Here is a 25,049-nt window from a genome sequence, read left to right as displayed (position 1 = left end):
CGCCCCACACACTACGCGGCGTCGTTTTCGCTGCCCCGTGGACCCGGCAACGGTGCGAGCCGTCACACCTGGGGTTGAACGACCGGACGTCCGCGATCCGTACAGAACAGCATGCTGAGATCCCCGGGCGGACGTTTAGCACCGCTCGATAGGGTCATCAGTGAGGGTTCCGCCCATCTGCCGAGGAGCACAACCATCGTGGCTGCCAACCGACCCGAGCTTCCCGCTCTCAACTGGTCCGACCTCGACCGCAGGGCCGTCGACACGGTCCGCGTGCTGGCCATGGACGCCGTGGAGAAATCCGGCAACGGCCACCCGGGGACGGCGATGAGCCTCGCCCCGGCGGCGTACCTGCTCTTCAACCGGGTCATGCGGCACAACCCGGCCGACCCGAACTGGCCCGGACGCGACCGGTTCGTGCTTTCCGCCGGCCACTCCAGCCTGACGCTCTACATCCAGCTCTTCCTCTCCGGCTACCCGCTGGCGTTGGACGACCTCAAGGCGCTGCGCCAGTGGGGCTCGCTCACCCCGGGCCACCCGGAGCACGGCCACACCCCGGGCGTCGAGACCACCACCGGCCCGCTCGGCCAGGGCCTCGGCAACGCGGTCGGCATGGCCATGGCCGCCCGCCGCGAGCGCGGCCTGTTCGACCCCGAGCCGGACCGCGCCGACTCGCCGTTCCGGCACGACATCTGGTGCATCGCCTCCGACGGTGACATCGAGGAGGGCATCACCCACGAGGCCAGCGCGCTCGCCGGTCACCAGCAGCTCGGCAACCTCTGCGTGATCTACGACGACAACGAGATCTCGATCGAGGACGACACCCGCATCGCCAAGAGCGAGGACGTGGCGGCCCGCTACGAGGCGTACGGCTGGCACGTGCAGACCGTCGACTGGCGCAGCGGCGACGCCGACCAGGGCGACTACCACGAGGACGTGGAGGCGCTGTACCAGGCGCTGCTGGCGGCCAAGGCGGAGACCGGCCGGCCGTCGTTCATCGCGCTGCGCACGATCATCGGCTGGCCCGCGCCGAACAAGCAGAACACCGGCAAGATCCACGGCTCGGCGCTCGGCGCGGACGAGGTCAAGGCCACCAAGGAGATCCTCGGCTTCGACCCGCAGCGCACCTTCGAGGTCGACGAGGAGGTGCTCAAGCACGCCCGCCAGGTGCTGGAGCGCGGCGCGCAGGAGCAGGCCGAGTGGACCACCGGATTCGACGCGTGGGCGCAGGCCAACCCGGAGCGCAAGGCGCTGTGGGACCGGATGGCCACCCGTACGCTGCCGACCGGCTGGACCGACGCGCTGCCGACCTTCCCGGCGGACGCCAAGGGCGTCGCCACCCGGGCCGCCTCCGGCAAGATCCTGGAGGCCCTGGCGCCGGTGCTGCCCGAGCTGTGGGGCGGCTCGGCCGACCTGGCCGAGAGCAACAACACCACGATGAAGGGCGAGCCGTCGTTCGTCCCGGCCGCGCACGCCACCAAGGACTTCCCCGGTGACGAGTACGGCCGCACGCTGCACTTCGGCATCCGCGAGCACGCCATGGGCTCGATCCTCAACGGCATCGCCCTGCACGGCGGCACCCGCCCCTACGGCGGCACGTTCCTGGTGTTCAGCGACTACATGCGCCCGGCGGTGCGGCTGGCCGCACTGATGAAGCTGCCGGTGACGTACGTCTGGACGCACGACTCGATCGGCCTCGGCGAGGACGGCCCGACGCACCAGCCGATCGAGCACCTGACCGCGCTGCGGGCCATCCCCGGCCTGGACGTGGTGCGCCCGGCCGACGCCAACGAAACGGTCTGGGCGTGGCGGCAGGCGCTGGAGCACACCGACCGGCCGGCCGCGCTGGCGCTCAGCCGCCAGGCGCTGCCGACGTTCGACCGCACCGACCTGGGCGGCGCCGAGGGCGTCGCCAAGGGCGGGTACGTGCTGGCCGAGGCGTCGAACGGCAAGCCGCAGGTGATCATCGTCGGCACCGGCTCCGAGGTGCAGCTCTGCCTCACCGCGCGGGAGCGGCTGGAGGCCGACGGCACCCCCACCCGGGTCGTGTCCATGCCCTGCCAGGAGTGGTTCTTCGCCCAGGACGAGGCGTACCGGGAGTCGGTGCTGCCTCGCGGGGTAAAGGCACGGGTGAGCGTGGAGGCGGGCATCGCGATGTCGTGGCGCGCGATCGTCGGCGACAGCGGCGAGTGCGTGAGCATCGAGCACTACGGCGCCAGCGCACCGCACACCGTGCTCTTCGAGCAGTTCGGGTTCACCCCCGACCGGATCGTGGCCGCCGCGCACGCGGCGCTGACCCGGGTGGGCGACATCACCGGTTTCACGACCGGCAACTGAGGGGAGCGTGGACGGCATGACGGACAGGCTGAAGGAGCTCCAGGGCGCCGGTGTGGCGATCTGGCTCGACGATCTTTCCCGGGTACGGCTGAGCTCGGGCGGGCTGGACAAGCTGCGCCGGGAGAGCCACGTCGCCGGGGTGACCACCAACCCGACGATCTTCGCGAAGGCGCTGAGCGACGCCGACGAGTACGACTGGCAGCTTCGTGACCTCGCCGTACGCGACGTGGACGTCGAGGAGGCGGTCCGCATGCTCACCACGTACGACGTGCGGTGGGCCTGCGACGTGATGCGCCCCTCGTACGAGGCCAGCGGCGGCGTCGACGGCCGGGTCTCGATCGAGGTGGACCCGCGCTCGGCGCACGACGCGGCGAAGACCGTCGCCGAGGCCAAGGCGCTGTGGTGGCTGGTCGACCGGCCGAACCTGTTCATCAAGATCCCGGCCACCGAGGAGGGCCTGCCGGCGATCACCGCGACGCTCGCCGAGGGGATCAGCGTCAACGTCACGCTGATCTTCGGCCTGGACCGCTACTCGCAGGTCATGGAGGCGTTCCTGGCCGGCCTGGAGCAGGCGCAGGCCAACGGGCACGACCTGTCGAAGATCGGCTCGGTCGCCTCGTTCTTCGTCTCCCGGGTCGACACCGAGGTGGACAAGCGGCTGGAGAAGATCGGCTCGGACCGGGCCAAGGCGCTGCGCGGCAAGGCAGCCGTCGCCAACGCCCGGCTGGCCTACGAGCGTTACGGGGAGGTCTTCTCCTCGGCGCGCTGGCAGAAGCTGGCCGACGCGGGCGCCCACCCGCAGCGCCCGCTGTGGGCCTCCACGTCGACGAAGAACCCGGACTACCGGGACGTCATCTACGTCGAGGAGCTGATCGCCCCCGGCACCGTCAACACGATGCCGGAGCCGGTCATCCACGCCTACGCCGAGCACGGCGAGACGAAGCCGGACACCGTCACCGTCGCGTACGACGACGCGCGTCAGGTCTTCGCCGACCTCCAGTCGGTGGGCGTCGACCTGTCCGACGTGATCGCCACGCTGGAGCGCGAGGGCGTGGAGAAGTTCGAGGCGAGCTGGGTGGAGCTGCTGGAGGGGGTCAAGAAGTCCCTCGCCGAGGCGGCCAAGGGCTCGGGCAGCCCGCACCGGGCCGCCGGGGAGAACGCGCAGGCGGCGCAGCAGGCCGGCGGCAACGCGTGACCGACGGCGTCCGACGCGTCCCGGGGCCCGGCCCCGGGACGCGTCGCGCCGTACCGTGGACCGGGTGAGGTGGTCTGCCTTGAACGAGCCGAGGTGGCGCGGTGAGTGACCTGCTGGCCGGGCGGGCGGACATGGCCGCCGGTCTGGCCGTGCGCGGCGCGGACGCCCTCGGCGCGTCCGCACGCGCCACGCTCGTCTCCCACGACGTCCCGGCCCGTCTCGCCGCCGCGGACCCGGCCCTCTGGGGGCCGGCCGCCGAGCCGGCGGCCCTCGCCCGGCTGGGCTGGCTGCACGCCCACCGGCACAGCCGGGACCTGCTCCCCCAGCTCGCCGAACTGGCCGCCGAGCTGGACGACCTGGACCACGTGGTGCTGGCCGGCGCCGGCGGCGACACGCTCGCCGCCGAGGTGCTGGCCGAGTGCCTGGGCCGGCCGGTGACGGTGCTCGACACCGCCGATCCGGGGCCGGCGCGGGCCGCGCTCGCCGACCGCCCGGCGCGTACCCTCCTGGTGCTCGCCGCCCGGCGCGGCCTCGACCGGGCCACCGACGCCCACCTGCGGGTCTACCGGCAGGCGTGGGCGGACGAGGGCCCGGATGCCGCCCGGCACGTCGTGGTGGTCACCGAGCCCGGCTCGGAACTCGCGGCGCGCGCCGACGAGCTGGGCGCGGTGGTGATCCCGGCCGAGCCCGGCACGGCCGGGCCGTGGGCCGCGCTCACCGCGTTCGGCCTGGTCCCGGCGGCGCTGGCCGGCGCGCCGGTGGCCGAGGTGCTGGACGAGGCCGAGGCGCTCACCGGCGCGCTCGACCGGGATCGGGACAACCCGGCCCTGGCGCTCGGCGCGGCCCTGGGCGCGGCGCCCGGCGCCGGCCGGGACACGATCGCGCTGGTACCCGACGGCACCGGCCTCGACGGCCTGGGCCGCTGGGCGGGCGCGCTGCTCGCCGACGCCACCGGTGGACGTCTGCTGCCGGTGGTGGCGGAGTCCCCCGACTCCCCCGGCGCCACCGGTCCGGGCGTGCTCACGGTCGGTCTCGGCGGCGTCGGCGCCGGTGTCGGACCGGGCGTGACCGCCGACGTCGCGGTCAACGGTCCGCTCGGCGCACACCTGCTCACCTGGGCCTACGCCGCCGCGACCGCCGCGGTGACGCTGCGGACCGACCCGTTCGCCGCGCCGCCGGACCCGGCGGACGACGACGCGGCGCCGGAGAGCGGGCCGCCGTCGTCGGTCGAGGGCGCGATCGAGGTGTACGCCCCGAGCGGCGCGCCGGCCGACCTGACCGGCGCGCTGCGCTGGCTGCTCGACGGGCTGGGCGAACGGGAGCACCTCGTGGTGACCGCGTACCTCGACCGGCACGCCGACGCGGCGATCGCCGGGCTGCGCCCGCTGCTGGCGCGGGCCGCCGGACGCCCGGTCACCTTCGGCTGGGGACCGCGCCGGCCGCACCACACCGACCCGCGCGGCCGGCACCTCCAGATCACCGGTGCGGTCACCGATGATCTGGAGGTGCCCGGCCGTCCGTACACCTTCGCGCAGCTCCAGGCGGCCCAGGCCGCCGGCGACCGGCGGGCCCTGGCCGGCCGGGAGCGACCGGTGCTGCGACTGCACCTGACCGAGCGGGCGGCGGGTGTCGCCCAGCTCCTGGACACGGCCGGACGGACACGCACGTGACGATCAATGACCTGGAATCAGCGGACCGAGACGCAGGAGGAGGTGGCCCGGTGAACCCGCTGCGCGATCCGCAGGACCGACGGCTGCCCCGGATCCCCGAGCCGTGTGCCCTGGTGATCTTCGGGGTGACGGGTGACCTGGCCCGCAAGAAGCTGCTGCCGGCGGTCTACGACCTGGCCAACCGGGGGCTCCTGCCGCCCGGCTTCGTGGTGCTGGGCTTCGCCCGCCGGGACTGGGGCGACGGCGACTTCGAGTCGGTGGCGCACGACGCGGCCAAGAAGCACGCCCGTACCCCGTGGCGGGAGGAGGTGTGGGCCCGGCTCGCCGGCAACATCAAGTTCGTCGGCGGCTCGTTCGACGACGACGCCGCGTTCGACCACCTCGCCGCCACGCTCGACGAGCTGCGCGACTCGCACGGCATCCCCGGCAACGCCGCCTTCTACTTCTCCATCCCCCCGGCGGCCTTCCCGGTGGTGCTCAAGCAGCTCGCCCGCACCGGCATGGCGGACAACGCCAAGTCCGGCGGCTGGCGGCGCGTGGTGGTGGAGAAGCCGTTCGGCAACGACCTGCCCTCGGCCAAGGCGCTCAACGACCTCGTCGACGACGTCTTCACCCGCCAGGACGTGTTCCGGATCGACCACTACCTGGGCAAGGAGACCGTCCAGAACATCCTGGCGCTGCGCTTCGCGAACAACCTGTTCGAGCCGCTGTGGAACTCCAAGTACGTCGACTCGGTGCAGATCACCATGGCCGAGGACGTCGGCATCGGCACCCGCGCGGCGTTCTACGACTCGGTCGGCACCGCCCGCGACGTGCTCCAGAACCACCTGCTCCAGCTGCTCGCCCTGGTCGCCATGGAGGAACCGACGAGCTTCGACGCCGACGAGATCCGGGCCGAGAAGCTCAAGGTGCTCAAGGCGATCACCGTGCCGCACGACGTCTCCGAGGACACCGTGCGCGGCCAGTACCTGCCCGGCTGGGTGGGCGGCGAGCGGGCCAAGGGCTACCTGGAGGAGGAGGGCGTCCCGGAGGGCTCCACCACCGAGACGTACGTGGCGGTGAAGCTGGGCATCCAGAACCGCCGCTGGGCCGGCGTGCCGTTCTACATCCGGGCCGGCAAGCGGCTGCCCCGGCGGGTCACCGAGGTGGCCATCATGTTCAAGAAGGCGCCGCACCTGCCGTTCAACGCCGCCGACATGGAGTCCCTCGGCCCCAACCAGCTCGTCATCCGGGTGCAGCCGGACGAGGGCGTGGTGCTGAAGTTCGGCTCCAAGGTGCCGGGCACCACGATGGAGGTCCGCGACATCGCGATGGACTTCCAGTACGGCGAGGCGTTCACCGAGTCCAGCCCCGAGGCGTACGAGCGGCTGGTGCTGGACGTGCTGATCGGCGACCGGACGCTGTTCCCGGACGCCGCCGAGGTGGAGCAGAGCTGGCAGGTCGTCGACCCGCTGGAGCACGCCTGGGAGGGCACGACCCCGGAGCCGTACCGGGCCGGTGAGTGGGGGCCCCGGGCCGCCGACGAGATGCTGGCCCGCGAGGGCCGGGCTTGGAGAAGAGCATGATCGGGCTGTGGGACACCACCGGCAACGAGGTGGTCAAGGCGCTGGCCGCGGAACGGCGCAGCGCGGGCGGGGTGGCCAGTGGCATGGCGCTCACGCTAATCGTGGTGGTGGACGAGAAGCGGGTACGCGAGGCGGAGGCGGCGGCCACCATCGCCGCGGCGGCGCACCCGTGCCGGCTGCTCGTGGTGGTCCGCTCCGACGTGGAACGCGACCGCAACCGGCTGGACGCGGAGATCGTCGTGGGTGGCCGGCTCGGGCCGTGCGAGGCGGTGGTGACCCGGATGTACGGGCGCCTCGCGCTGCACGCCGAGTCGGTGGTGATGCCGCTGCTGGTGCCGGACGTGCCGGTGGTGACGTGGTGGCACGGTGAGCCCCCGGCGGAGATCTCCACCGACTTCCTCGGCGTGGTCGCGGACCGGCGGATCACCGACTCGGCGCAGGCCGCCGACCCGATCGCCGCGCTGCGGCAGCGGGCCCACGACTACGCCCCGGGCGACACCGACCTGGCGTGGACCCGGATCACCCCGTGGCGCACGCTCGTGGCGGGCGCGTTCGACACCACCCAGGCCCGGGTCACCGAGGCCAGCGTGGTGGCTCCCCCGTCGGACCCGACGGCGGCGCTGATGCGCGGCTGGCTGAAGGCCCGGCTCGGCATCGACCCGGTCCTGACCGCCACCGACGAGTTCCCCCGGATGCGCCAGGTGCAGTTGCGCTGCGCCAACGGCGACGAGCTGACGCTCACCCGGGACGACAGCATCGCGGTGTTCCGGCGTACCGGGCAGGAGGACCGCACGCTGCCGCTGGTCCGCCGGCCGCTCGGTGACGAGCTGGCCGAGGAGCTGCGCCGCCTCGACGCCGACCAGGTGTACGCGGAGGCGCTCGGCGCTGCGGCCGGGATCACCGGGCTCGACCAGCGCCCGGTCCAGCGGGTGCACGTGTGGAAGGATCCGGCGACCGCCCAGCGGGCCGAGGCCGGCGTGACCGCGCACGCGGGCGCGACCGCGAACGAGTGACCGCCCGGACCGGGCGGTCGGAGGCACAGGTGACCGCCGGTGGGCGGTCGGAACACGAGGGCACGACGGATGACTGAGGCGAGTGTCGCCGTACACGCCGACCCCGACCTGCTGGCGCAGGCGGTGGCGGCCCGGCTGGTGGTGAAGCTGCTCGACGCGCAGGCCGAGCGCGGCCAGGCGTCGGTGGTGCTGACCGGCGGGCGGATCGCCGCGGCGGTGTACCGGGCGGTCGGGCAGCTGCCCGCCCGGGACGCGGTCGACTGGTCCCGGGTCGACGTGTGGTGGGGCGACGAGCGGTTCCTGCCCGCCGGCGACCCGGACCGCAACGAGACGCAGGCGCGGGCGGCGCTGCTGGACACGGTGCCGCTCGACCCGGCCCGGGTGCACCCGATGCCGGCGTCGGACGGCCCAGCGGGTGACGACCCGGAGGCGGCTGCCGCCGGATACGCGCGGGAGCTGGCCGCCGCCGCGCGGCCCGGGAACGCGGTGGTGCCGCACTTCGACGTGCTGATGCTCGGCGTCGGCGAGGACGGGCACGTGGCGTCGGTGTTCCCGGAGCACCCGGTGCACCACGACAACCGGCCGGTCAGCGCGGTGCGGGGCAGCCCGAAGCCGCCGCCGGTGCGGACCACGCTGACCCTGCCGACGATCAACACGGCCGAGGAGGTCTGGCTGATCGCCGCCGGGGCGGACAAGGCCCGGGCGGTGGGCATGGCGCTGGCCGGGGCCGGGCCGGTGCAGCTGCCGGCCGCCGGGGTGCGGGGCGTCTCCCGTACCCTCTGGCTGCTGGACCGGGCCGCCGCGGCGAACGTGCCGCCGCGGCTGCGCAGCCTCCGCTGATCCCGGTCGTGGCGGGCCCCTGCCGGGGCCCGTCCACGATCTGGCGGTCGACGACACCAGCTCGCCGGAGTGGCGGCATCCGGGGCACCCCGACACGCCCACCACCCCGATCTGGCGATCGGCGGCGCCAGCTCGCCGGATCAGGCGCGGCCGCGACGCCGGCGCAGCGCGTCGAGGGCCTCGGCGAGCAGTGCCTCACCCTCCTCCGGGGTGCGCCGCTCCTGCACGTACGCCAGGTGGGTCTTGTACGGCTCGGCGCGCTGGCGGCCCGGCGGGTCGCCCGGGTCGGGGCCGGCCGGCTCGCCGCAGCGGGGGCACTCCCAGGAGGCGGGCGTCTCCGCCTCGGCCGCGATCAGGAACTCGACCCGGTGCCCGTGGCGGCACCAGTAGACGACCGGTCGGCGCGGCGCGGGCTCGACCCGCTGGTCGAACCGCTCGGGGGCGGACCCGACCCGGGTGCCGCGGATGACGTTGTTGCTGGGCACGGTTGCTCGCTCCCTGTCGTCGGAGGGGACCGCCGCCGGAGGGGGTGGGCGACGGGCGACGCGCGGAGAAACAAAACTGCGCGCGGTCCGTGACGGACCGCGCGCAGATTGTACGCTTCTCAGCGCCGACTCAGGTGCCGCTGGCCATCTGCAGCCGCAGCCAGAGCCCGAGCCCGACGATGCACGCGAACCAGACGATTCCCACCAGAACGGTGTAGCGGTCGAGGTTCTTCTCGGCCACCGAGGAACCGGCCAGGCTGGAGCTGACGCCGCCGCCGAACATGCTCGACAACCCGCCGCCCTTACCGCGGTGCAGGAGGATCAGCAGGGTGAGCAGGACGCTCGTGATGACCAGCAACACGATCATCGTGTAGGCGAACCAGATCGGCATGGCGGGGGTCAGTCCTCTCGTTGCGATCACTGCCCGGACCTGTCGGGCACTGCGGCACCGACCGGTGGACGGGCAGCGTCAAGGATAGCGAGCGATCAGCGGGCGATGTGCTCCGGGAACCGGCAGATCTGCGCGAACTCCTCCGCGTCCAGGCTGGCACCCCCGACCAGGGCCCCGTCCACGTCCGGCTGCGCCATGATCGCGGCGACGTTCGACGCCTTGACCGACCCGCCGTACAGGATCCTGACCTGCTCGGCGGTGCCCTCGTCGTAGGTCTCGGCGATGCGCTTGCGCACCGCGCCGCAGACCTCCTGGGCGTCGTCCGGGGTCGCCGTCTTGCCGGTGCCGATCGCCCAGACCGGCTCGTACGCCACGACGACCTTGGTGACCTGCTCGGCGGTGAGCCCCTTCAGCGCGCCGTCGAGCTGGTCGCAGCAGTGCCGCACCTGACCCGCCTGCTCCCGGACCTCCAGGCCCTCGCCGATGCAGAGGATCGGGGTGAGCCCGTTCGCCAGCGCCGCCGACACCTTCGCGTTGACCAGCGCGTCGTCCTCGTGGTGGTACTGCCGCCGCTCGGAGTGGCCGACCACCACGTAACCGCAGCCCAGCTTGGCGAGCATCGGACCGGCGATGTCACCGGTGTACGCGCCCGACGGGTGCGGCGACAGGTCCTGCGCGCCGTAGCCGATCAGCAGCTTGTCGCCGTCCACCGCCGTCTGCACGGTACGCAGATCGGTGAAGGGCGGCAGCACCACGCACTCGACGTCGGTGAGCTGCTTCTCGTTCAGGCTCGCGGCCAGCTTCTGCACCAGCAGGTTGGCCTCGAGGTGGTTCAGGTTCATCTTCCAGTTGCCGGCCATCAGCGGCCGGCGGGTCGTGCTCGCCATTCAGTTCTCCAGGGCCGCGATGCCGGGGAGGGTCTTGCCCTCCAGGTATTCCAGGGAGGCGCCACCACCGGTGGAGATGTGCCCGAACGAGGACTCGTCCAGGCCCAGCGCGCGCACCGCCGCGGCCGAGTCGCCGCCGCCGACCACGCTGAACGCGTCGGCCTTGGTGATCGCCTCGGCCACGCCCCGGGTGCCGTTGGCGAACGCCGCCATCTCGAACACGCCCATCGGGCCGTTCCAGAAGACGGTCTTCGCCTGCGACAGCGCGGCGGCGAAACCAGCCACCGTCTCCGGGCCGATGTCCAGGCCCAGCCGGTGACTGGGGATGCCGTCGGCCGGCACGGTGTCGTGCGCGGCGTCCGGCGCGAACGCGTCGGCGGCCACCACGTCGACCGGGAGCATGATCTTGCCCGGCGCGCGCTCCATCAGGTTGCGGCAGGTCTCGACCATGTCCTTCTCCAGCAGCGACGTGCCCACCTCGTGGCCCTGGGCCTTGAGGAAGGTGAAGCACATCCCGCCACCGATGAGCAGCCGGTCGACGGTCGGCAGCAGCGCCTCGATCACTGCCAGCTTGTCGGAGACCTTCGAGCCGCCCAGCACCACCACGTACGGCCGCTCCGGCTCGCCGGTGAGACGGCTGAGCACCTCGACCTCGCGCAGCACCAGCCGGCCCGCGAAGTGCGGCAGCCGGGCCGGTACGTCGTGCACGCTGGCGTGCTTGCGGTGCACCGCGCCGAACGCGTCGTCGACGTAGGCGTCGCCGAGCGCGGCGAGCTGGTCGGCGAACGCGCCCCGCTCCGCGTCGTCCTTGCTGGTCTCACCGGCGTTGAAGCGCAGGTTCTCCAGCAGCGCGACCTGGCCGTCGGCCAGGTCGGCCACTGTGGACTGCGCCGAGTCGCCGACGGTGTCCTCGGCGAAGTGCACCGGGGCGCCGAGCAGGTCGCCGAGCCGCCCGGCGACCGGGCGGAGGCTGAACTGCGGGTCCGGCGCGCCCTTCGGGCGGCCCAGGTGCGAGCAGACGACCACCTTCGCGCCGGCCTGCACCAGCGCGCTCAGCGTCGGCAGGACGGCCCGGATCCGGCCGTCGTCAGTGATCTCCCCGGTCTGCTTGTCGAGCGGGACGTTCAGGTCGGCGCGCACCAGCACGCGCCGACCCGACACCCCCTCGGCGAGCAGGTCGTCGAGGTTGCGGATCGTCACAGAGCTAGCCCTCCGTTCGTGACTGCGGGGCTCGCACTCACAGGGACTGACCCACCAGCTTGACCAGGTCCACCAGGCGGTTCGAGTAGCCCCACTCGTTGTCGTACCAGCCGACGACCTTGACCTGGTTGCCGATCACCTTGGTCAGCGGCGCGTCGAAGATGCACGACGCCGGGTCGGTCACGATGTCGGCGGAGACGATCGGGTCCTCGTTGTAGGTGAGGATGCCCCGCAGCGGGCCCTCGGCGGCGGCCTTGAGCGCGGCGTTGACCTCGTCCACGGTGGTCTCCCGGCCGACCTCCACGGTCAGGTCGGTGGCCGAGCCGGTCGGGATCGGCACGCGCAGCGCGTAGCCGTCCAGCTTGCCCTTCAGCTCCGGCAGCACCAGGCCGATGGCCTTCGCGGCACCGGTCGAGGTCGGCACGATGTTGAGCGCGGCGGCCCGGGCCCGGCGCAGGTCCTTGTGCGGCGCGTCCTGCAGGTTCTGGTCCTGCGTGTACGCGTGGATGGTGGTCATCAGACCCTGCTTGATGCCGAACGTGTCCTGCAGAACCTTCGCCATCGGCGCGAGGCAGTTGGTGGTGCAGGAGGCGTTCGAGATGATGTTGTGCTTGGCCGGGTCGTACTGGTCCTGGTTGACGCCCATGACCACTGTGACGTCCTCGTTCTTCGCCGGAGCGGAGATGATGACCTTCTTGGCCCCGCCGTCGAGGTGCGCCTTCGCCTTGGTGCCGTCGGTGAAGAAGCCGGTGGACTCGATGACCACGTCGGCGCCGACCTCGCCCCACGGCAGCTTCGCCGGGTCCTTCTCGGCGTACGCCTTGATGGTCTTGCCGCCCACGGTGATCTCGTCGGCGGTGGCCTTCACCTCGTGCGGGAGGCGGCCCAGGATGCTGTCGTACTTGACAAGGTGGGCGAGCGTCGCGTTGTCGGTCAGGTCGTTGACCGCCACGACCTCGATGTCAGCGCCGGACGCCAGCACTGCCCGGAAGAAGTTGCGGCCGATCCGGCCGAAGCCGTTGATGCCAACCCGGATGGTCACAGGTCCCATCTCCTCGCGTTCTGGTCCGCCGGCGTCAGACCGCGGCCGGCGGAGGTGTGTGCGCCGACCGTTGGAGCCGGCCGTCGACATGTCATCTCGGCCACCCCGCCGCGGTCACGGAGACCTGACCGCCCGAGGCGGTGAGCACGGCGAGGAGCGCCTGTTCCGGCCCCCTTGCCGTACGCAGCGACCATATCCGAGCGCGCGGCGTCGCGCTGCGGCGGGTGGTGATCCCGCTCGCGGTGCACTGCCGCCCGAGTCCTATCAGACCACGAGCATGTCCGGCGTGACTGCCGCTTCCGTATCCGGGATGCCCAGGTCACGGGCACGCTTGTCGGCCAGCGCGAGCAGCCGGCGGATCCGGCCGGCGATGGCGTCCTTGGTCAGCGGCGGCTCGGCGAGCGCGCCCAGTTCCTCCAGGGAGGCCTGACGGTGCTCCAGGCGCAGCCGCCCGGCCGAGGTCAGGTGGTTCGGGGCGTCGTCGGCGAGGATCTCCAGCGCACGGGTCACCCGGGCGGCGGCGGCCACCGCGGCGCGCGCGGAGCGGCGCAGGTTCGCGTCGTCGAAGTTCGCCAGCCGGTTCGCGGTCGCGCGCACCTCCCGGCGTACCCTCCGCTCCTCCCAGGCCAGCACGCTGGAGTGCGCCCCTATGCGGGTGAGCAGCGCGGCGATCGCGTCACCGTCCTTGACCACCACCCGGTCCACGCCGCGCACCTCGCGGTTCTTGGCGGTGATGCCGATGCGGCGGGCGGCGCCGACCAGCGCCAGCGCCGACTCCGGGCCCGGGCAGGTGATCTCCAGCGCGCTGGAGCGGCCCGGCTCGGTGAGCGAGCCGTGCGCCATGAACGCGCCCCGCCAGGCCGACACGGCACAGCAGACGTTCGCCGCCACCACGTGCGGCGGCAGGCCGCGCACCGGACGGCCCCGCACGTCGAGCAGGCCGGTCTGCCGGGCGAGCGCCTCGCCGTCCTTGACCACCCGCACGATGAAGTGGCTGCCCTTGCGCAGCCCGCCGGAGGCGAGTACGTGGATCTCGCTCGGGTAGCCGTACACCTCGGCGATCTCCCGCCGCAGCCGCCGCGCCACCGCGCCGGTGTCCAGCTCCGCCTCGACCACCACGCGGCCCGACACGATGTGCAGGCCGCCGGCGAAACGCAGCAGGGCGGCCATCTCCGCCCGGCGACAGCAGGGCTTGGGCACGTCGACCCGACTCAGCTCGTCCTTGACCGCAGCCGTCATCGCCATAGTGCGCCCCCTCACGGACCGGTTCCGGCGTGTCGCCGGTGATTACGTACGTGTCTAACGATCGGCGCGCAGGACAGGCACCAGCGCGGCGCCCAGGGCGGCTGGATCATGACGGGGCGTGCCGTCCAGGACGGCGACGGGAGCGAGGACCAGCCGGGCACCCAGCGATTCTGCCGCACGTTCGACCGCCGCGGGATCACCCACCGCCGTGGAGTCGGCGAGCACCCGGTCCACCTTCAACTCGGGCAGATAGCGCCGCAGTGTGTCCAGATGGTCGGGCAGGGAGAGCCCCGAGGTCTCCTTCTCGGCCACCAGGTTGAGCGTCACCAGCCGCCGCGCCGGGCTGGACACGATCGCGTCGGCCAGGCCCGGCACCAGCAGGTGAGGCAGCACGCTCGTGTACCAGCTGCCCGGCCCGAAGATCAGCCAGTCCGCGGCGCGTACCGCGGTCACCGCCTCGGCGCACGCGGACGGCGCGGACGGGTTGAGCCGCAGCGACTCGACGGTGCCCGGGGTGACCGCGACCTGGTGCTGGCCGCGCACCGTCGACACCTCGTCCGGATGCTCCGGGTCGGCGCCGCGGACCCGGGCCTCGATGCCCACCGGCTGGCGGGACATCGGCAGTACCCGCCCCACCGCGCCGAGCATCGCCCCGGCGTGGTCGAGCGCGGCCACCGGGTCGCCGAGCAGCTCGGTCAGCCCGTGCAGCAGCAGGTTGCCGACCGCGTGGCCGGCGAGCGAGTCGCCGACCGCGACCGGCACCGGCGCGGCGATCGTCGGCGCCGGCGGCACCGCGGCGGCGAAGCGGTGCTGGAACAACGCCGCGCTGCGCCGGGTGGCCGGATGGTCGCCGGCCAGCGCGACGAGCGCCTGCCGCAGGTCGCCGGGCGGCAGGCCGCCGCGCTCGGCGCGCAACCGGCCGCTGGAGCCGCCGTCGTCACCGACGGTGACCACCGCGGTGATGTCCAGGTCCAGTTCGGGTACGCAGTGACGCAGCGCCCGCAGCGACGCCGAGAGCCCGTGCCCGCCGCCGAAGGCGACCACCCTGGTCGGGGTCACTCCCGCCCCAGGTCCCGGTGCTGGGCGTTGGCGGCGATGCCGGAGTGGCGGAGCCGGGAGGCCAGCTCCTCGGCGATGGCCACGCTGCGGTGCTTGCCGCCGGTGCAGCCGACCGCCACGGTCAGGTAGCGCTTGCCCTCCCGCTCGAACCCGGCGGTGGTGGCGTTGACCAGGTCGGCGTAGCCGGCCACGAACGCGTCGGCGCCCTCCTGGCCCAGCACGTACGCGCTGACCGCCTCCTCGCGGCCGGTGTGCTCGCGCAGCTCCGGCACCCAGTACGGGTTCGGCAGGAAGCGGGCGTCCATCACGAAGTCGGCGTCCGGCGGCAGGCCGTACTTGAAGCCGAACGAGATCACGGTGATCCGCAGCCGGCGGGCGTCCTCGCCGCCGAACAGCTCCTCGACCCGGCGGCGCAGCTGGTTCACGTTCAGGTGGCTGGTGTCGATGATCACGTCGGCCTGCTCGCGGGCCTCCTCCAGCAGCGCCCGCTCGACCGCGATGCCGTCGGCCAGCCGCCCGTCGCCCTGAAGCGGGTGCGAGCGGCGCACGCTCTCGAACCGCCGGATCAGCACCTCGTCGTCGGCGTCGACGAAGACCACCCGGGGCTGGAAGCCGCGCTCACGCAGCTCCCGGATCGCCCCGGCCAGGTCGGTGGAGAACGCGCGCGAGCGCACGTCCAGCACCATCGCCGTACGCCGGGCCGCGCCGCCGGCCTTGAACGCCAGCTCGGCCATGTCCAGCAGCAGCGCCTGCGGCAGGTTGTCGACCACGTAGTAGCCGACGTTCTCCAGCGCCCGCGCCACGGTGCTGCGCCCGCCGCCGGACAGGCCGGTCACCACCACCAGGGAGGTCTCCGACTCGGCCGGCGCCGGTCGCACCGGCGTCGTCTCCGCCTCGGTCGGCCCCAGGTCACCCGCTGTACGCGCCTCGCTCACCCGCTACCCCCAGCCGTGGCGCCGCGGCCGGTCGGCCGCGCATGGTCAATCAGCGACTCTAACGGCTGCGACCCCGCCCGGGATTCCACGGGGTGACGACCGGAACATGTCGGCGGCCCCAGGACGGCTCGCCGGGACGGGCGGTGTCGGGGGACGCTCGTAGACTGCGCGGATGGTCTCCCCCACCGACGAGCGGACCGACGCCCCCCGGACCGCCGACGCGCTCGAGGTGCTGCGCCGGGTCTTCGGGTACGACGCCTTCCGCGGCTTCCAGCAGGAGGTCGTCGAGCACGTGGTGGCCGGCGGCGACGCGCTGGTGCTCATGCCCACCGGCGGCGGCAAGTCGCTGTGCTACCAGATCCCGGCGCTGGTCCGCGACGGCGTGGCGGTGGTGGTCTCGCCGCTGATCGCGCTCATGCAGGACCAGGTCGACGCGCTCACCGCGGTCGGCGTCCGGGCCGGGTTCCTCAACTCGACCCAGGACCCCGCGCAGCGGCGCCGGGTCGAGGCGGCCTACCTCGCCGGTGAGCTGGACCTGCTCTACCTCGCCCCGGAAGGGCTCGCCGTGCGCTCCACGCTCGGCCTGCTGGAACGCGGCCGGATCGCGCTGTTCGCGATCGACGAGGCGCACTGCGTCTCGCAGTGGGGGCACGACTTCCGCCCCGACTACCTCAACCTGTCGATGCTGCACGAGCGCTGGCCGGACGTACCGCGGATCGCGCTGACCGCCACCGCGACCCGGGCGACGCGCACCGAGATCGCCACCCGGCTGCGGCTCACCGAGGCCCGGCACTTCGTGGCCAGCTTCGACCGGCCCAACATCCAGTACCGCATCGTGCCCAAACGGGAACCGCGCAAGCAGTTGCTCAGCCTGCTGCGCGACGAGCACCCCGGCGACGCCGGCATCGTCTACTGCCTGTCCCGGGCCTCGGTGGAGAAGACCGCCGAGTTCCTGGTCGCCAACGGCATCCCCGCGCTGCCGTACCACGCCGGGCTGGACGCCGCGACCCGCGCCGCCAACCAGCAGCGCTTCCTGCGCGAGGACGGCCTGGTCATGGTCGCCACCATCGCGTTCGGCATGGGCATCGACAAGCCCGACGTACGCTTCGTCGCCCACCTCGACCTGCCGAAGTCGGTGGAGGGCTACTACCAGGAGACCGGCCGCGCCGGGCGCGACGGGCTGCCGTCCACGGCCTGGCTGGCGTACGGGCTCCAGGACGTGGTGCAGCAACGCAAGATGATCGAGACGTCCGAGGGCGACCTGGCGCACCGGCGCAACCTCGCCGCCCACCTGGACGCGATGCTGGCGCTCTGCGAGACGGTCCGCTGCCGCCGCGCCCAGCTGCTCGAATACTTCGGCGAGACCGAGGTGGCCGACTGCGGCAACTGCGACACCTGCCTCGACCCGCCCGAGTCCTGGGACGGCACCGTCGCCGCGCAGAAGCTGCTGTCCACCGTCTACCGGCTCGACCGCGAACGCAACCAGCGGTTCGGCGCCGGGCACAGCATCGACATCCTGCTCGGCAAGCACACCGACAAGATCGACCAGCACGGCCACGACGCGCTGAGCACCTTCGGCATCGGCACCGAACTGCGCGAGGCCGAGTGGCGTGGCGTGGTGCGGCAACTGCTCGCCGAGGGTCTGCTGGCCGTCGAGGGCGACTACGGCACGCTGGCGCTGACCGAGGCCAGCGCGGACGTGCTCGGCCGCCGCCGTACGGTCACGCTGCGCAAGGAGCCGGAGCGCCCGGCCGGCCGGTCCGCCAAGCCCCGGGGCGCGGCCACAGTCGTCGCCGACCTCTCCCCCGCCGCCGCGCCCGTCTTCGAACGGCTCCGCGCGTGGCGCGCGGCCACCGCCAAGGAACAGGGCGTCCCGGCGTACGTCATCTTCCACGACGCGACGCTGCGGCAGATCGCCGCCGAGCCGCCCGCCTCACTGGCCGAGCTGTCCCGGGTCAACGGGGTCGGCGAGAACAAGCTCGCCAAGTACGGCGAGGCGATCCTGGCCGTCCTCGCCGAGTCCTGACACACGCACGAAAGGGCCCGACCCCTGTGGTGGGGTCGGGCCCTTTCGCGTGTTGCTTCACGCCATCTTGCTCCGGTCCGCCATGTGTTGCTCTGGCCGCTGGCCTTGTTCTTGCTCTGCAGTCGTGTGTGCGGTGGGGTGGTGTTCTTAGCTGGTGCTGTAGCCGCGGGTGGCGATCCAGTCGGCGAGGTTGTCGATGCTCATCCGGTAGGTGGCGGTGTTGGGGTTGGCGCTGTCGGCGATGGTGACGGTGTGGCCGTCGTCGCGGTAGCCGATGACGCTGATGTAGTGGCCGCCTTCGAAGGAGTGGGTGGTGCCGTCGGTGTCGGTGGCGGTGCCGGCGATGTTGGCGACCACGGCCCGGCCGGCGTCGACGGTCTTGACCACGTCGGTGCGCAGGGTGTCGGTCTGCTTGTCGTCGGCCTTGGGGGTGCTGATCTCGACCGACTTGTAGGCGTTGCTGGCGCCGGTCTCCTTGTTCAGCACGGGGGTGATGTCGTTGATGCTGTTGGTGCCGGCCTCGGTGGTGCCCATCTCCTTGGCCATGGCGTGCACGTCGATGTTCTTGCCCTGCACGGACAGAGCGTTGCGGGCGGCGGCGGGGCCGCAGAAGTAGAAGTTGGGCTGGGCCTCGTAGCGCACGTCGAGTTCCCGCTCACCGTGACCCTTGCGGTCGGCGACGACGGCGGTGGTCTTCTCGGTGGGGGCGGCGTGGGCGGCGATCGCGGGCCCGGCGATACCACCGGCGGTGGCGGCGATACCGGCAGCGGTCAGAACGGTCTTACGCAGCAGAGTGGTAGCCATGATGGTTGCCTCCCTGGTGGGGGATGACCGCGGCGGGGGTGCCACGGAGGGGAAAAGTCTCGGGGGGTGCCCGTCAAAAAGGGCTGGCACGCGGGCGACCCAGGGGGCCTGCTGTCCGCGGCTCAGGGATGTAACGACGACCGGGCGGGGGTCATTCCCTGACCTGGCGATCCGCTCGGGGTGCCTGGTCGGCGCTCGACCCGGTGCCTCGGCGGTCAGCCATGTACAACGCCCCGCGCCCGCCCCCGATTCCACCCTCACGATGGCACCGACCACAGCCCCGCCCTCGCACCGAACCGGAAATCGCGGACCGAACCACCCGGCCGGGCGCGGATGCCCCCCGCCCCCGGCCGCGTGCGCGATCTTGCAGTTTGCTCCCCGGCGAACCTCGCAAAGCGGGCAACCCTGGGGCACCAAGTGCAAGATCGCGCGGGGCGGTTCGTGAGTGACCCGGGTGACGGCGCACCGCGTCCAGGAAGTGGACTACGGCTTCCGCCCATCGGGACACGGCGGCGCATGAACGAGATCTTGGTACCGGATGGCCCCCATAGGGGCGCTTCCGTACCAAGATCTGCCACGGCCTCCGGAGGTGAGCTTGGGGAGCCGGCTGTCAGTGGAACGTCGTGGGTGTCAAACGGGCGCGGAGACACCCATGGGGTTCCACCTGAGGTGGTGAGCGGGGGGCGGGTCAGGGACGGGGGGCGGCGTCCGCCGTCGAGCCGTCCAGCGCGGCCAGGATCGCCTCGGCCGTACGCCTGCCCACCCCGGGCACCTCGGTGATCTCCTCCACCGTGGCGCCGGACAGCCGCTTCAGCGAGCCGAAGTGCCGCAGCAGCGCCTTGCGGCGTACCTCGCCGAGGCCGGGGACGTTGTCCAGCGCGGATTCGGTCATCCGCTTGGAGCGCCGCTGCCGGTGGAACGTGATGGCGAAGCGGTGCGCCTCGTCGCGTACGCGTTGCAGCAGGTAGAGCGCCTCGGAGGTGCGCGGCAGGATCACCGGGAACTCGTCGTCGGGCAGCCAGACCTCCTCCAGCCGCTTGGCCAGCCCGCAGAGCGCCACGTCGTCGATGCCCAGCTCGGCGAGCGCCTTCGCGGCGGCGGCGACCTGGGGCGGGCCGCCGTCGACCACGACGAGCTGCGGCGGGTACGCGAACTTGCGCGGCCGCCCGGTGGTCGGGTCGATGCCGGGCCGGTCGGGGTCGGAGGCGGTCTCCTCGCCCAGCTCACCGGTTTCGGCGCGGGCGTCGAGGTAGCGGGCGAAGCGCCGCCGCAGCACCTCGGACATGGCCGACAGGTCGTCGGTGGCGCCGCGCACGATGAACCGGCGGTACTCGCTCTTGCGCGGCAGCCCGTCCTCGAACACGACCATGCTGGCTACCACGTCGGTGCCCTGGATCTGGGACACGTCGAAGCACTCGATGCGCAGCGGCGACGTGTTCATGCCGAGCGCGTCGGCGATCTCGTCGAGCGCCTGGCTGCGGGTGGTCAGGTCACCGGCCCGCTTGAGCTTGTGCCGGGCCAGCGCGTCCTTGGCGTTGCGTTCGACGGTCTCCAGCAGGGACCGCTTGTCGCCGCGCTGCGGCACCCGCAGCGACACCCGGCTGCCCCGGCGGGCGGTGAGCCACTCGGCGAGCGCGTCGGCGTCGCCTGGTAGCTCGGGCACGAGCAGTTCGCGGGGCACGTCGGCCTCGCCCTGCTCACCGCCGTACACCTGGGTGCAGAAGTGGTGCACGAGGTCGCCGGTGGTCAGGTCCTCGGTCTTCTCCACCACCCAGCCGCGCTGGCCGCGCACCCGGCCGCCGCGGACGTGGAAGACCTGCACGGCGGCTTCGAGCGGGTCGTCGGCGAAGGCGACCACGTCGGCGTCGGTGCCGTCGCCGAGCACCACCGTCTGCTTCTCCATCGCCCGGCGCAGCGCGGCGACGTCGTCACGCAGCCGGGCGGCCCGCTCGAACTCCAGCTGCTCGCTGGCGTCGAGCATCTCCTTCTCCAGCCGCCGGACCATGGTGTCGGTGCGGCCGGCCATGAAGTCGCAGAAGCCGTCGACGATCTCCCGGTGCCGTTCGGCGGTGACGCTGCCGACGCACGGCGCGGAGCACTTGCCGATGTAGCCGAGCAGGCAGGGCCGGCCGACCTGCCCGGCCCGCTTGAACACCCCGGACGAGCAGGTCCGCGCCGGGAAGACCCGCAGCAGCAGGTCGAGCGTCTCGCGGATCGCCCAGGCGTGGGAGTACGGCCCGAAGTAGCGCACGCCTTTGCGCTTCACCCCGCGCATCACCTGCAACCGGGGGTATTCCTCGTCGAGCGTGACCGCGAGATAGGGGTACGACTTGTCGTCGCGGTAGCGGACGTTGAACCGGGGGTCGTACTGCTTGATCCAGGTGTATTCCTGCTGGAGCGCCTCGACCTCGGTGGCGACGGTGATCCAGTCGACCGACTCGGCGGTGAACACCATCTGCCGGGTGCGCTGGTGCAGGCCGACCGGGTCGGCGAAGTAGGAGTTGAGCCGGCTGCGCAGGTTGCGCGCCTTGCCGACGTAGATCACCCGGCCGGTGCCGTCGCGGAAGCGGTAGACCCCTGGCGACTCCGGGATGGTGCCGGGCGCGGGACGGTAGGTCGAGGGGTCAGCCACGGTGTCAAGCCTAGTCCGCACCCCTGACACCCGACCGTAGCCGCGCCCCCGCCGACCATCGCCCGACGGGGGCGCGGAACAGGTCAGGCCAGCTTGATCTGGTCGCCGTCGACCTTGATCTCCTTCGCCGCGAGCGGCTTGGTGGCCGGGCCGCCCTTCACCGAGCCGTCGACGATCGAGAACCGGCTGTTGTGGCAGGTGCAGTTGATCGTGCCGCCGTCGACGTTCGACACCGGGCAGCGCTGGTGCGTGCAGATCGGGTCGAACGCCTTGAACTGGCCGGCCTCGGGCTGGGTGATCACCACACCCTGGCTCGCGAAGACGGCACCGCCGCCGACCGGGATGTCCGAGGTGCGCGCCAGCGCGCTGCCGCCGTCCCGGTCGCCGCCGCCGGCGTCGCCGGTCGCGGTGGCGCCGGGCGGGCCGCCGCTGGTCGGGGCGAGCCCGGGGGACGCGTCGTCGTCGCTGCCGCAGCCCGCGAGCACCACGGCCGCGCCGATCGCTCCGGCTCCGGCGAGCAGGGTACGGCGGCTCTGGGTGACCGGTCGGGTCAGCGCCTGATCATCACTCATGTCCGGCCTTTCTCTCGGCTTACTGCGGAAACACGCACCAGCGTGGGGCACGGTTCATACTGGCGCGTCACAGGCCGGGCATTCGCTGCCCGGCCTGCGAAAACGCGTACCGGATGGGTCAGCGCGCCCCGGCGGGGACCTTGCGGGCGCGCGACTTGGCGCTGCCGTTGGCCTTGGCCGCCCGGGTGGTGGCCGCCTTGGCGCCCTTGGCCTCGCCGTCGAGCTTGAGGATCGGCCGTAGGAACTGCCCGGTGTGGCTCTCCGGCACCTCGGCGACCTCCTCCGGCGTGCCGGTGGCGATGACGGTGCCGCCCCGGTGACCGCCCTCCGGCCCCATGTCGATGAGCCAGTCGGCCGTCTTGATCACGTCGAGGTTGTGCTCGATGGTGATGACCGTGTTGCCCTTGTCGACCAGGCCCTCCAGCACCATCAGCAGCTTGCGGATGTCCTCGAAGTGCAGGCCGGTGGTGGGCTCGTCGAGCACGTAGACGGTGCGGCCGGTGGAGCGCTTCTGGAGTTCGGAGGCGAGCTTGACGCGCTGCGCCTCGCCGCCGGACAGCGTCGGCGCGGGCTGGCCGAGCCGGACGTAGCCGAGGCCGACGTCGACGAGCGTCCGGAGGTGCCGGTGGATGGCCGGGATGGCGGAGAAGAACTCGGCCGCCTCCTCGATCGGCATGTCCAGCACCTCGGCGACCGTCTTGCCCTTGTAGTGCACCTCCAGCGTCTCGCGGTTGTAGCGCGCGCCCTTGCACACCTCGCAGGGGACGTAGACGTCCGGCAGGAAGTTCATCTCGATCTTGATGGTGCCGTCGCCGGAGCACGCCTCGCAGCGCCCGCCCTTGACGTTGAACGAGAACCGGCCCGGGCCGTACCCGCGGACCTTGGCCTCCGTGGTCTCGGCGAACAGCTTGCGGATGTGATCCCAGACGCCGGTGTAGGTGGCGGGGTTGGAGCGCGGCGTCCGCCCGATCGGCGACTGGTCCACGCCGACGACCTTGTCCACGTTCTCCAGGCCGGTGATCCGGGTGTGCCGGCCGGGCACCAGCCGGGCGCCGTTGATCTGGTTGGCCAGCACGGTGTAGAGGATGTCGTTCACCAGCGTCGACTTGCCCGAGCCGCTGACGCCGGTGACGGCGATGAGCTGGCCGAGCGGGAAGCTCACGGTGAGGTTGCGCAGGTTGTGCTCGCGCGCGCCGTGCACCACCAGCTCGCGGCCCGGGGTCTGCGGCCGGCGGGTGGCCGGCGTCGGGATGGACTTGCGCCCGGACAGGTACGCCCCGGTGACCGACTCGGTGTTGTCGAGCAGCGCCGGCACCGACCCGCTGTGCACGATCTCGCCGCCGTGCTCGCCCGCGCCCGGGCCGATGTCGACGATCCAGTCCGCCACCCGGATGGTGTCCTCGTCGTGCTCGACCACGATCAGCGTGTTGCCCAGCCCGCGCAGCCGCAGCAGCGTCTCGATGAGCCGGTGGTTGTCCCGCTGGTGCAGGCCGATCGACGGCTCGTCGAGCACGTAGAGCACGCCGACCAGACCGGAGCCGATCTGGGTGGCCAGCCGGATGCGCTGGGCCTCGCCGCCGGAGAGCGTGCCGGCCGGGCGGTCCAGCGAGAGGTAGTCCAGGCCGACGTCGAGCAGGAACTTCAGCCGGGCGTTGATCTCCTTGAGGACCCGCTCGGCGATCATCTTCTGCCGGTCGGTCAGCTCGATGCCGGCCAGCAGGTCGGCCGCCTCGCCGACGGAGAGGTTGCAGACCTCGGCGATGCTCTTGCCGGCCAGCGTGACCGCGAGCACCTCCGGCTTGAGCCGGGTGCCGCCGCAGGCCGCGCAGGGCACGTCCCGCATGTAGCCCTCGTACTTCTCCCGGGACCACTCCGACTCGGTGTCGGTGTGCCGGCGCTCGATCCACTGCACCACGCCCTCGAAGCCGGTGTAGTAGGAGCGCTCGCGGCCGTACTTGTTGCGGTAGCGCACGTGCACCTGGTCGTCGGAGCCGTGCAGGATCGTCTTCTGTGCCCGCGACGGCAGCGCCCGCCACGGCGTGTCGATGTCGAAGTGCTCGGCCTCGCCGAGCGCCTCCAGCAGCCGCAGGAAGTATTCGAGGTTGTGCCCGGTGGCCCAGGGCTGGATCGCGCCGTCGCGCAGCGTGCGCTCCGGGTCGGGGATGACCAGCTCGGGGTCCACCTCCTTCTTGGTGCCGAGGCCGGTGCACTCCGGGCAGGCGCCGTAGGGGGCGTTGAAGGAGAAGACGCGGGGTTCCAGGTCCTCGATGGCGAGCGGGTGGTCGTTCGGGCAGGCCAGGTGCTCGGAGTAGCGGCGCTCCCGGGCCGGGTCGTCCTCTGGCAGGTCGACGAAGTCGAGCAGCACCAGGCCGCCGGAGAGGCCGAGCGCGGCCTCGACCGAGTCGGTCAGCCGCTGCTTGGCGCTGGGCTTGACGCTGAGCCGGTCGATCACCACCTCGATGGTGTGCTTCTCCTGCTTCTTGAGCTTCGGCGGCTCGGTCAGCGGGTGCACCACGCCGTCGACCCGGGCGCGGGCGTAGCCCTTGGACTGGAGCTCGGCGAACAGGTCGACGTACTCGCCCTTGCGGCCGCGCACCACCGGCGCCAGCACCATGAACCGGGTGCCCTCGGCCATGGCCAGGACCCGGTCGACGATCTGCTGCGGGCTCTGCTTGGAGATCCGCTCGCCGCAGATCGGGCAGTGCGGCTCGCCGATGCGGGCGAACAGCAGGCGGAGGTAGTCGTAGACCTCGGTGATCGTGCCGACGGTGGAGCGCGGGTTGCGCGAGGTGGACTTCTGGTCGATGGAGACGGCGGGACTGAGGCCCTCGATGAAGTCGACGTCGGGCTTGTCCATCTGGCCGAGGAACTGCCGGGCGTACGACGACAGCGACTCGACGTAGCGGCGCTGCCCCTCGGCGAAGATGGTGTCGAACGCCAGGCTCGACTTGCCCGAACCGGAGAGCCCGGTGAAGACGATCAGGGCGTCCCGGGGCAGGTCGAGACTGACGTCACGCAGGTTGTGCTCGCGCGCGCCACGGATGATCAGTCGGTCGGCCACGGTGCGTGTGCTCCCGGAAGAAGAATATGAGGCGGATCTGTGCACCAGACGCCGGGTCTGGGTGGTTTTCACAGGTTGTCGGGGCGCAGA

General features: G+C 72.4%; 19 protein-coding genes. 7 read left to right on the top strand and 12 right to left on the bottom strand.

What is annotated here, in order from left to right:
* Window positions 1-198: 198 nt before the first annotated feature.
* The 6 genes from tkt to pgl all read left to right on the top strand — a co-directional run bounded on the left by tkt (window position 199) and on the right by pgl (window position 8,620).
* Entirely contained in the window at window positions 199-2,337 is a 2,139-nt protein-coding gene (gene tkt / locus M8C11_RS09975) for a transketolase (protein WP_252449342.1), read from the top strand.
* 16 nt (window positions 2,338-2,353) lie between these two features.
* Complete coding sequence (gene tal, locus M8C11_RS09970) at window positions 2,354-3,532, top strand: transaldolase (RefSeq protein ID WP_252449341.1); 1,179 nt, start codon at window positions 2,354-2,356, stop codon at window positions 3,530-3,532.
* 101 nt (window positions 3,533-3,633) lie between these two features.
* On the top strand, window positions 3,634-5,202 hold the full coding sequence (locus tag M8C11_RS09965) for a glucose-6-phosphate isomerase (RefSeq protein ID WP_252449340.1): 1,569 nt from the start codon (window positions 3,634-3,636) through the stop codon (window positions 5,200-5,202).
* A gap of 50 nt (window positions 5,203-5,252) precedes the next feature.
* Window positions 5,253-6,767, top strand: a complete 1,515-nt coding sequence (zwf, locus tag M8C11_RS09960; RefSeq protein WP_252449339.1) for a glucose-6-phosphate dehydrogenase — start codon at window positions 5,253-5,255, stop codon at window positions 6,765-6,767.
* Window positions 6,764-7,780, top strand: coding sequence for a glucose-6-phosphate dehydrogenase assembly protein OpcA (locus M8C11_RS09955; protein WP_252449338.1), 1,017 nt, complete (start codon window positions 6,764-6,766; stop codon window positions 7,778-7,780). The genes zwf and M8C11_RS09955 overlap by 4 nt, the downstream gene beginning before the upstream one ends.
* A gap of 69 nt (window positions 7,781-7,849) precedes the next feature.
* Window positions 7,850-8,620 carry a 6-phosphogluconolactonase gene (pgl, locus tag M8C11_RS09950; RefSeq protein WP_120568921.1) on the top strand — a complete coding sequence of 257 codons (771 nt, stop codon included), beginning with the start codon at window positions 7,850-7,852 and terminating at the stop codon, window positions 8,618-8,620.
* A gap of 140 nt (window positions 8,621-8,760) precedes the next feature.
* On the opposite strand, the gene M8C11_RS09945 is transcribed toward pgl, so the two are convergent.
* The 8 genes from M8C11_RS09945 to rapZ all read right to left on the bottom strand — a co-directional run bounded on the left by M8C11_RS09945 (window position 8,761) and on the right by rapZ (window position 15,807).
* Complete coding sequence (locus M8C11_RS09945) at window positions 8,761-9,105, bottom strand: RNA polymerase-binding protein RbpA (RefSeq protein WP_091420426.1); 345 nt, start codon at window positions 9,103-9,105, stop codon at window positions 8,761-8,763.
* Window positions 9,106-9,235: 130 nt separating this feature from the next.
* Window positions 9,236-9,496, bottom strand: a complete 261-nt coding sequence (secG, locus tag M8C11_RS09940; RefSeq protein WP_013287463.1) for a preprotein translocase subunit SecG — start codon at window positions 9,494-9,496, stop codon at window positions 9,236-9,238.
* 95 nt (window positions 9,497-9,591) lie between these two features.
* Entirely contained in the window at window positions 9,592-10,383 is a 792-nt protein-coding gene (gene tpiA, locus M8C11_RS09935; RefSeq protein ID WP_252449337.1) for a triose-phosphate isomerase, read from the bottom strand.
* On the bottom strand, window positions 10,384-11,583 hold the full coding sequence (gene pgk, locus M8C11_RS09930; RefSeq protein ID WP_252449336.1) for a phosphoglycerate kinase: 1,200 nt from the start codon (window positions 11,581-11,583) through the stop codon (window positions 10,384-10,386).
* A 37-nt stretch (window positions 11,584-11,620) separates the two neighbouring features.
* Entirely contained in the window at window positions 11,621-12,625 is a 1,005-nt protein-coding gene (gene gap, locus M8C11_RS09925; RefSeq protein WP_013287466.1) for a type I glyceraldehyde-3-phosphate dehydrogenase, read from the bottom strand.
* A 264-nt stretch (window positions 12,626-12,889) separates the two neighbouring features.
* Window positions 12,890-13,870, bottom strand: coding sequence for a DNA-binding protein WhiA (gene whiA, locus M8C11_RS09920; protein WP_018788213.1), 981 nt, complete (start codon window positions 13,868-13,870; stop codon window positions 12,890-12,892).
* 54 nt (window positions 13,871-13,924) lie between these two features.
* The gene (gene yvcK / locus M8C11_RS09915) at window positions 13,925-14,929 is read right to left on the bottom strand and encodes a uridine diphosphate-N-acetylglucosamine-binding protein YvcK (RefSeq protein WP_252449335.1); all 1,005 of its coding nucleotides are present in this window, start codon (window positions 14,927-14,929) and stop codon (window positions 13,925-13,927) included.
* Window positions 14,926-15,807 (bottom strand): RNase adapter RapZ, encoded by an 882-nt coding sequence (gene rapZ / locus M8C11_RS09910; RefSeq protein WP_120573677.1) that lies wholly within the window; start codon window positions 15,805-15,807, stop codon window positions 14,926-14,928. The genes yvcK and rapZ overlap by 4 nt, the downstream gene beginning before the upstream one ends.
* 229 nt (window positions 15,808-16,036) lie before the next feature.
* On the opposite strand from rapZ, the gene recQ reads away from it, so the two are divergent.
* Entirely contained in the window at window positions 16,037-17,890 is a 1,854-nt protein-coding gene (gene recQ, locus M8C11_RS09905; RefSeq protein ID WP_252449334.1) for a DNA helicase RecQ, read from the top strand.
* 147 nt (window positions 17,891-18,037) lie between these two features.
* Here recQ and M8C11_RS09900 read toward each other — a convergent pair whose 3' ends face one another.
* The 4 genes from M8C11_RS09900 to uvrA form a co-directional block, all read right to left on the bottom strand.
* On the bottom strand, window positions 18,038-18,694 hold the full coding sequence (locus M8C11_RS09900; protein ID WP_252449333.1) for a C39 family peptidase: 657 nt from the start codon (window positions 18,692-18,694) through the stop codon (window positions 18,038-18,040).
* Between the two features lie 688 nt (window positions 18,695-19,382).
* Window positions 19,383-21,326: an excinuclease ABC subunit UvrC gene (gene uvrC / locus M8C11_RS09895; protein ID WP_252449332.1), complete on the bottom strand. Its 1,944-nt coding sequence runs from the start codon at window positions 21,324-21,326 to the stop codon at window positions 19,383-19,385.
* A gap of 83 nt (window positions 21,327-21,409) precedes the next feature.
* Window positions 21,410-21,898, bottom strand: coding sequence for a Rieske (2Fe-2S) protein (locus tag M8C11_RS09890; RefSeq protein ID WP_091420448.1), 489 nt, complete (start codon window positions 21,896-21,898; stop codon window positions 21,410-21,412).
* 118 nt (window positions 21,899-22,016) lie between these two features.
* Window positions 22,017-24,959 (bottom strand): excinuclease ABC subunit UvrA, encoded by a 2,943-nt coding sequence (uvrA, locus tag M8C11_RS09885; protein ID WP_252449331.1) that lies wholly within the window; start codon window positions 24,957-24,959, stop codon window positions 22,017-22,019.
* Between the last annotated feature and the right edge of the window lie 90 nt (window positions 24,960-25,049).

The sequence above is a fragment of the Micromonospora sp. CPM1 genome (assembly GCF_023896895.1).
Classification (GTDB): Bacteria; Actinomycetota; Actinomycetes; order Mycobacteriales; family Micromonosporaceae; genus Micromonospora; species Micromonospora tulbaghiae.
The sequence above is the reverse complement of the archived record's forward strand: the minus strand, read 5'-3'. Positions and strand labels throughout refer to the sequence as shown.

What these genes read in the sequence shown, in the direction of transcription:
- pgl (WP_120568921.1), top strand. Translation starts at nt 7,850, where the DNA reads ATGACTGAGGCGAGTGTCGCCGTACACGCCGACCCCGACCTGCTGGCG.
- recQ (WP_252449334.1), top strand. Translation starts at nt 16,037, where the DNA reads ATGGTCTCCCCCACCGACGAGCGGACCGACGCCCCCCGGACCGCCGAC.
- tal (WP_252449341.1), top strand. Translation starts at nt 2,354, where the DNA reads ATGACGGACAGGCTGAAGGAGCTCCAGGGCGCCGGTGTGGCGATCTGG.
- M8C11_RS09900 (WP_252449333.1), bottom strand. Translation starts at nt 18,694, where the DNA reads ATGGCTACCACTCTGCTGCGTAAGACCGTTCTGACCGCTGCCGGTATC.
- whiA (WP_018788213.1), bottom strand. Translation starts at nt 13,870, where the DNA reads ATGGCGATGACGGCTGCGGTCAAGGACGAGCTGAGTCGGGTCGACGTG.
- secG (WP_013287463.1), bottom strand. Translation starts at nt 9,496, where the DNA reads ATGCCGATCTGGTTCGCCTACACGATGATCGTGTTGCTGGTCATCACG.
- M8C11_RS09890 (WP_091420448.1), bottom strand. Translation starts at nt 21,898, where the DNA reads ATGAGTGATGATCAGGCGCTGACCCGACCGGTCACCCAGAGCCGCCGT.
- tpiA (WP_252449337.1), bottom strand. Translation starts at nt 10,383, where the DNA reads ATGGCGAGCACGACCCGCCGGCCGCTGATGGCCGGCAACTGGAAGATG.
- M8C11_RS09955 (WP_252449338.1), top strand. Translation starts at nt 6,764, where the DNA reads ATGATCGGGCTGTGGGACACCACCGGCAACGAGGTGGTCAAGGCGCTG.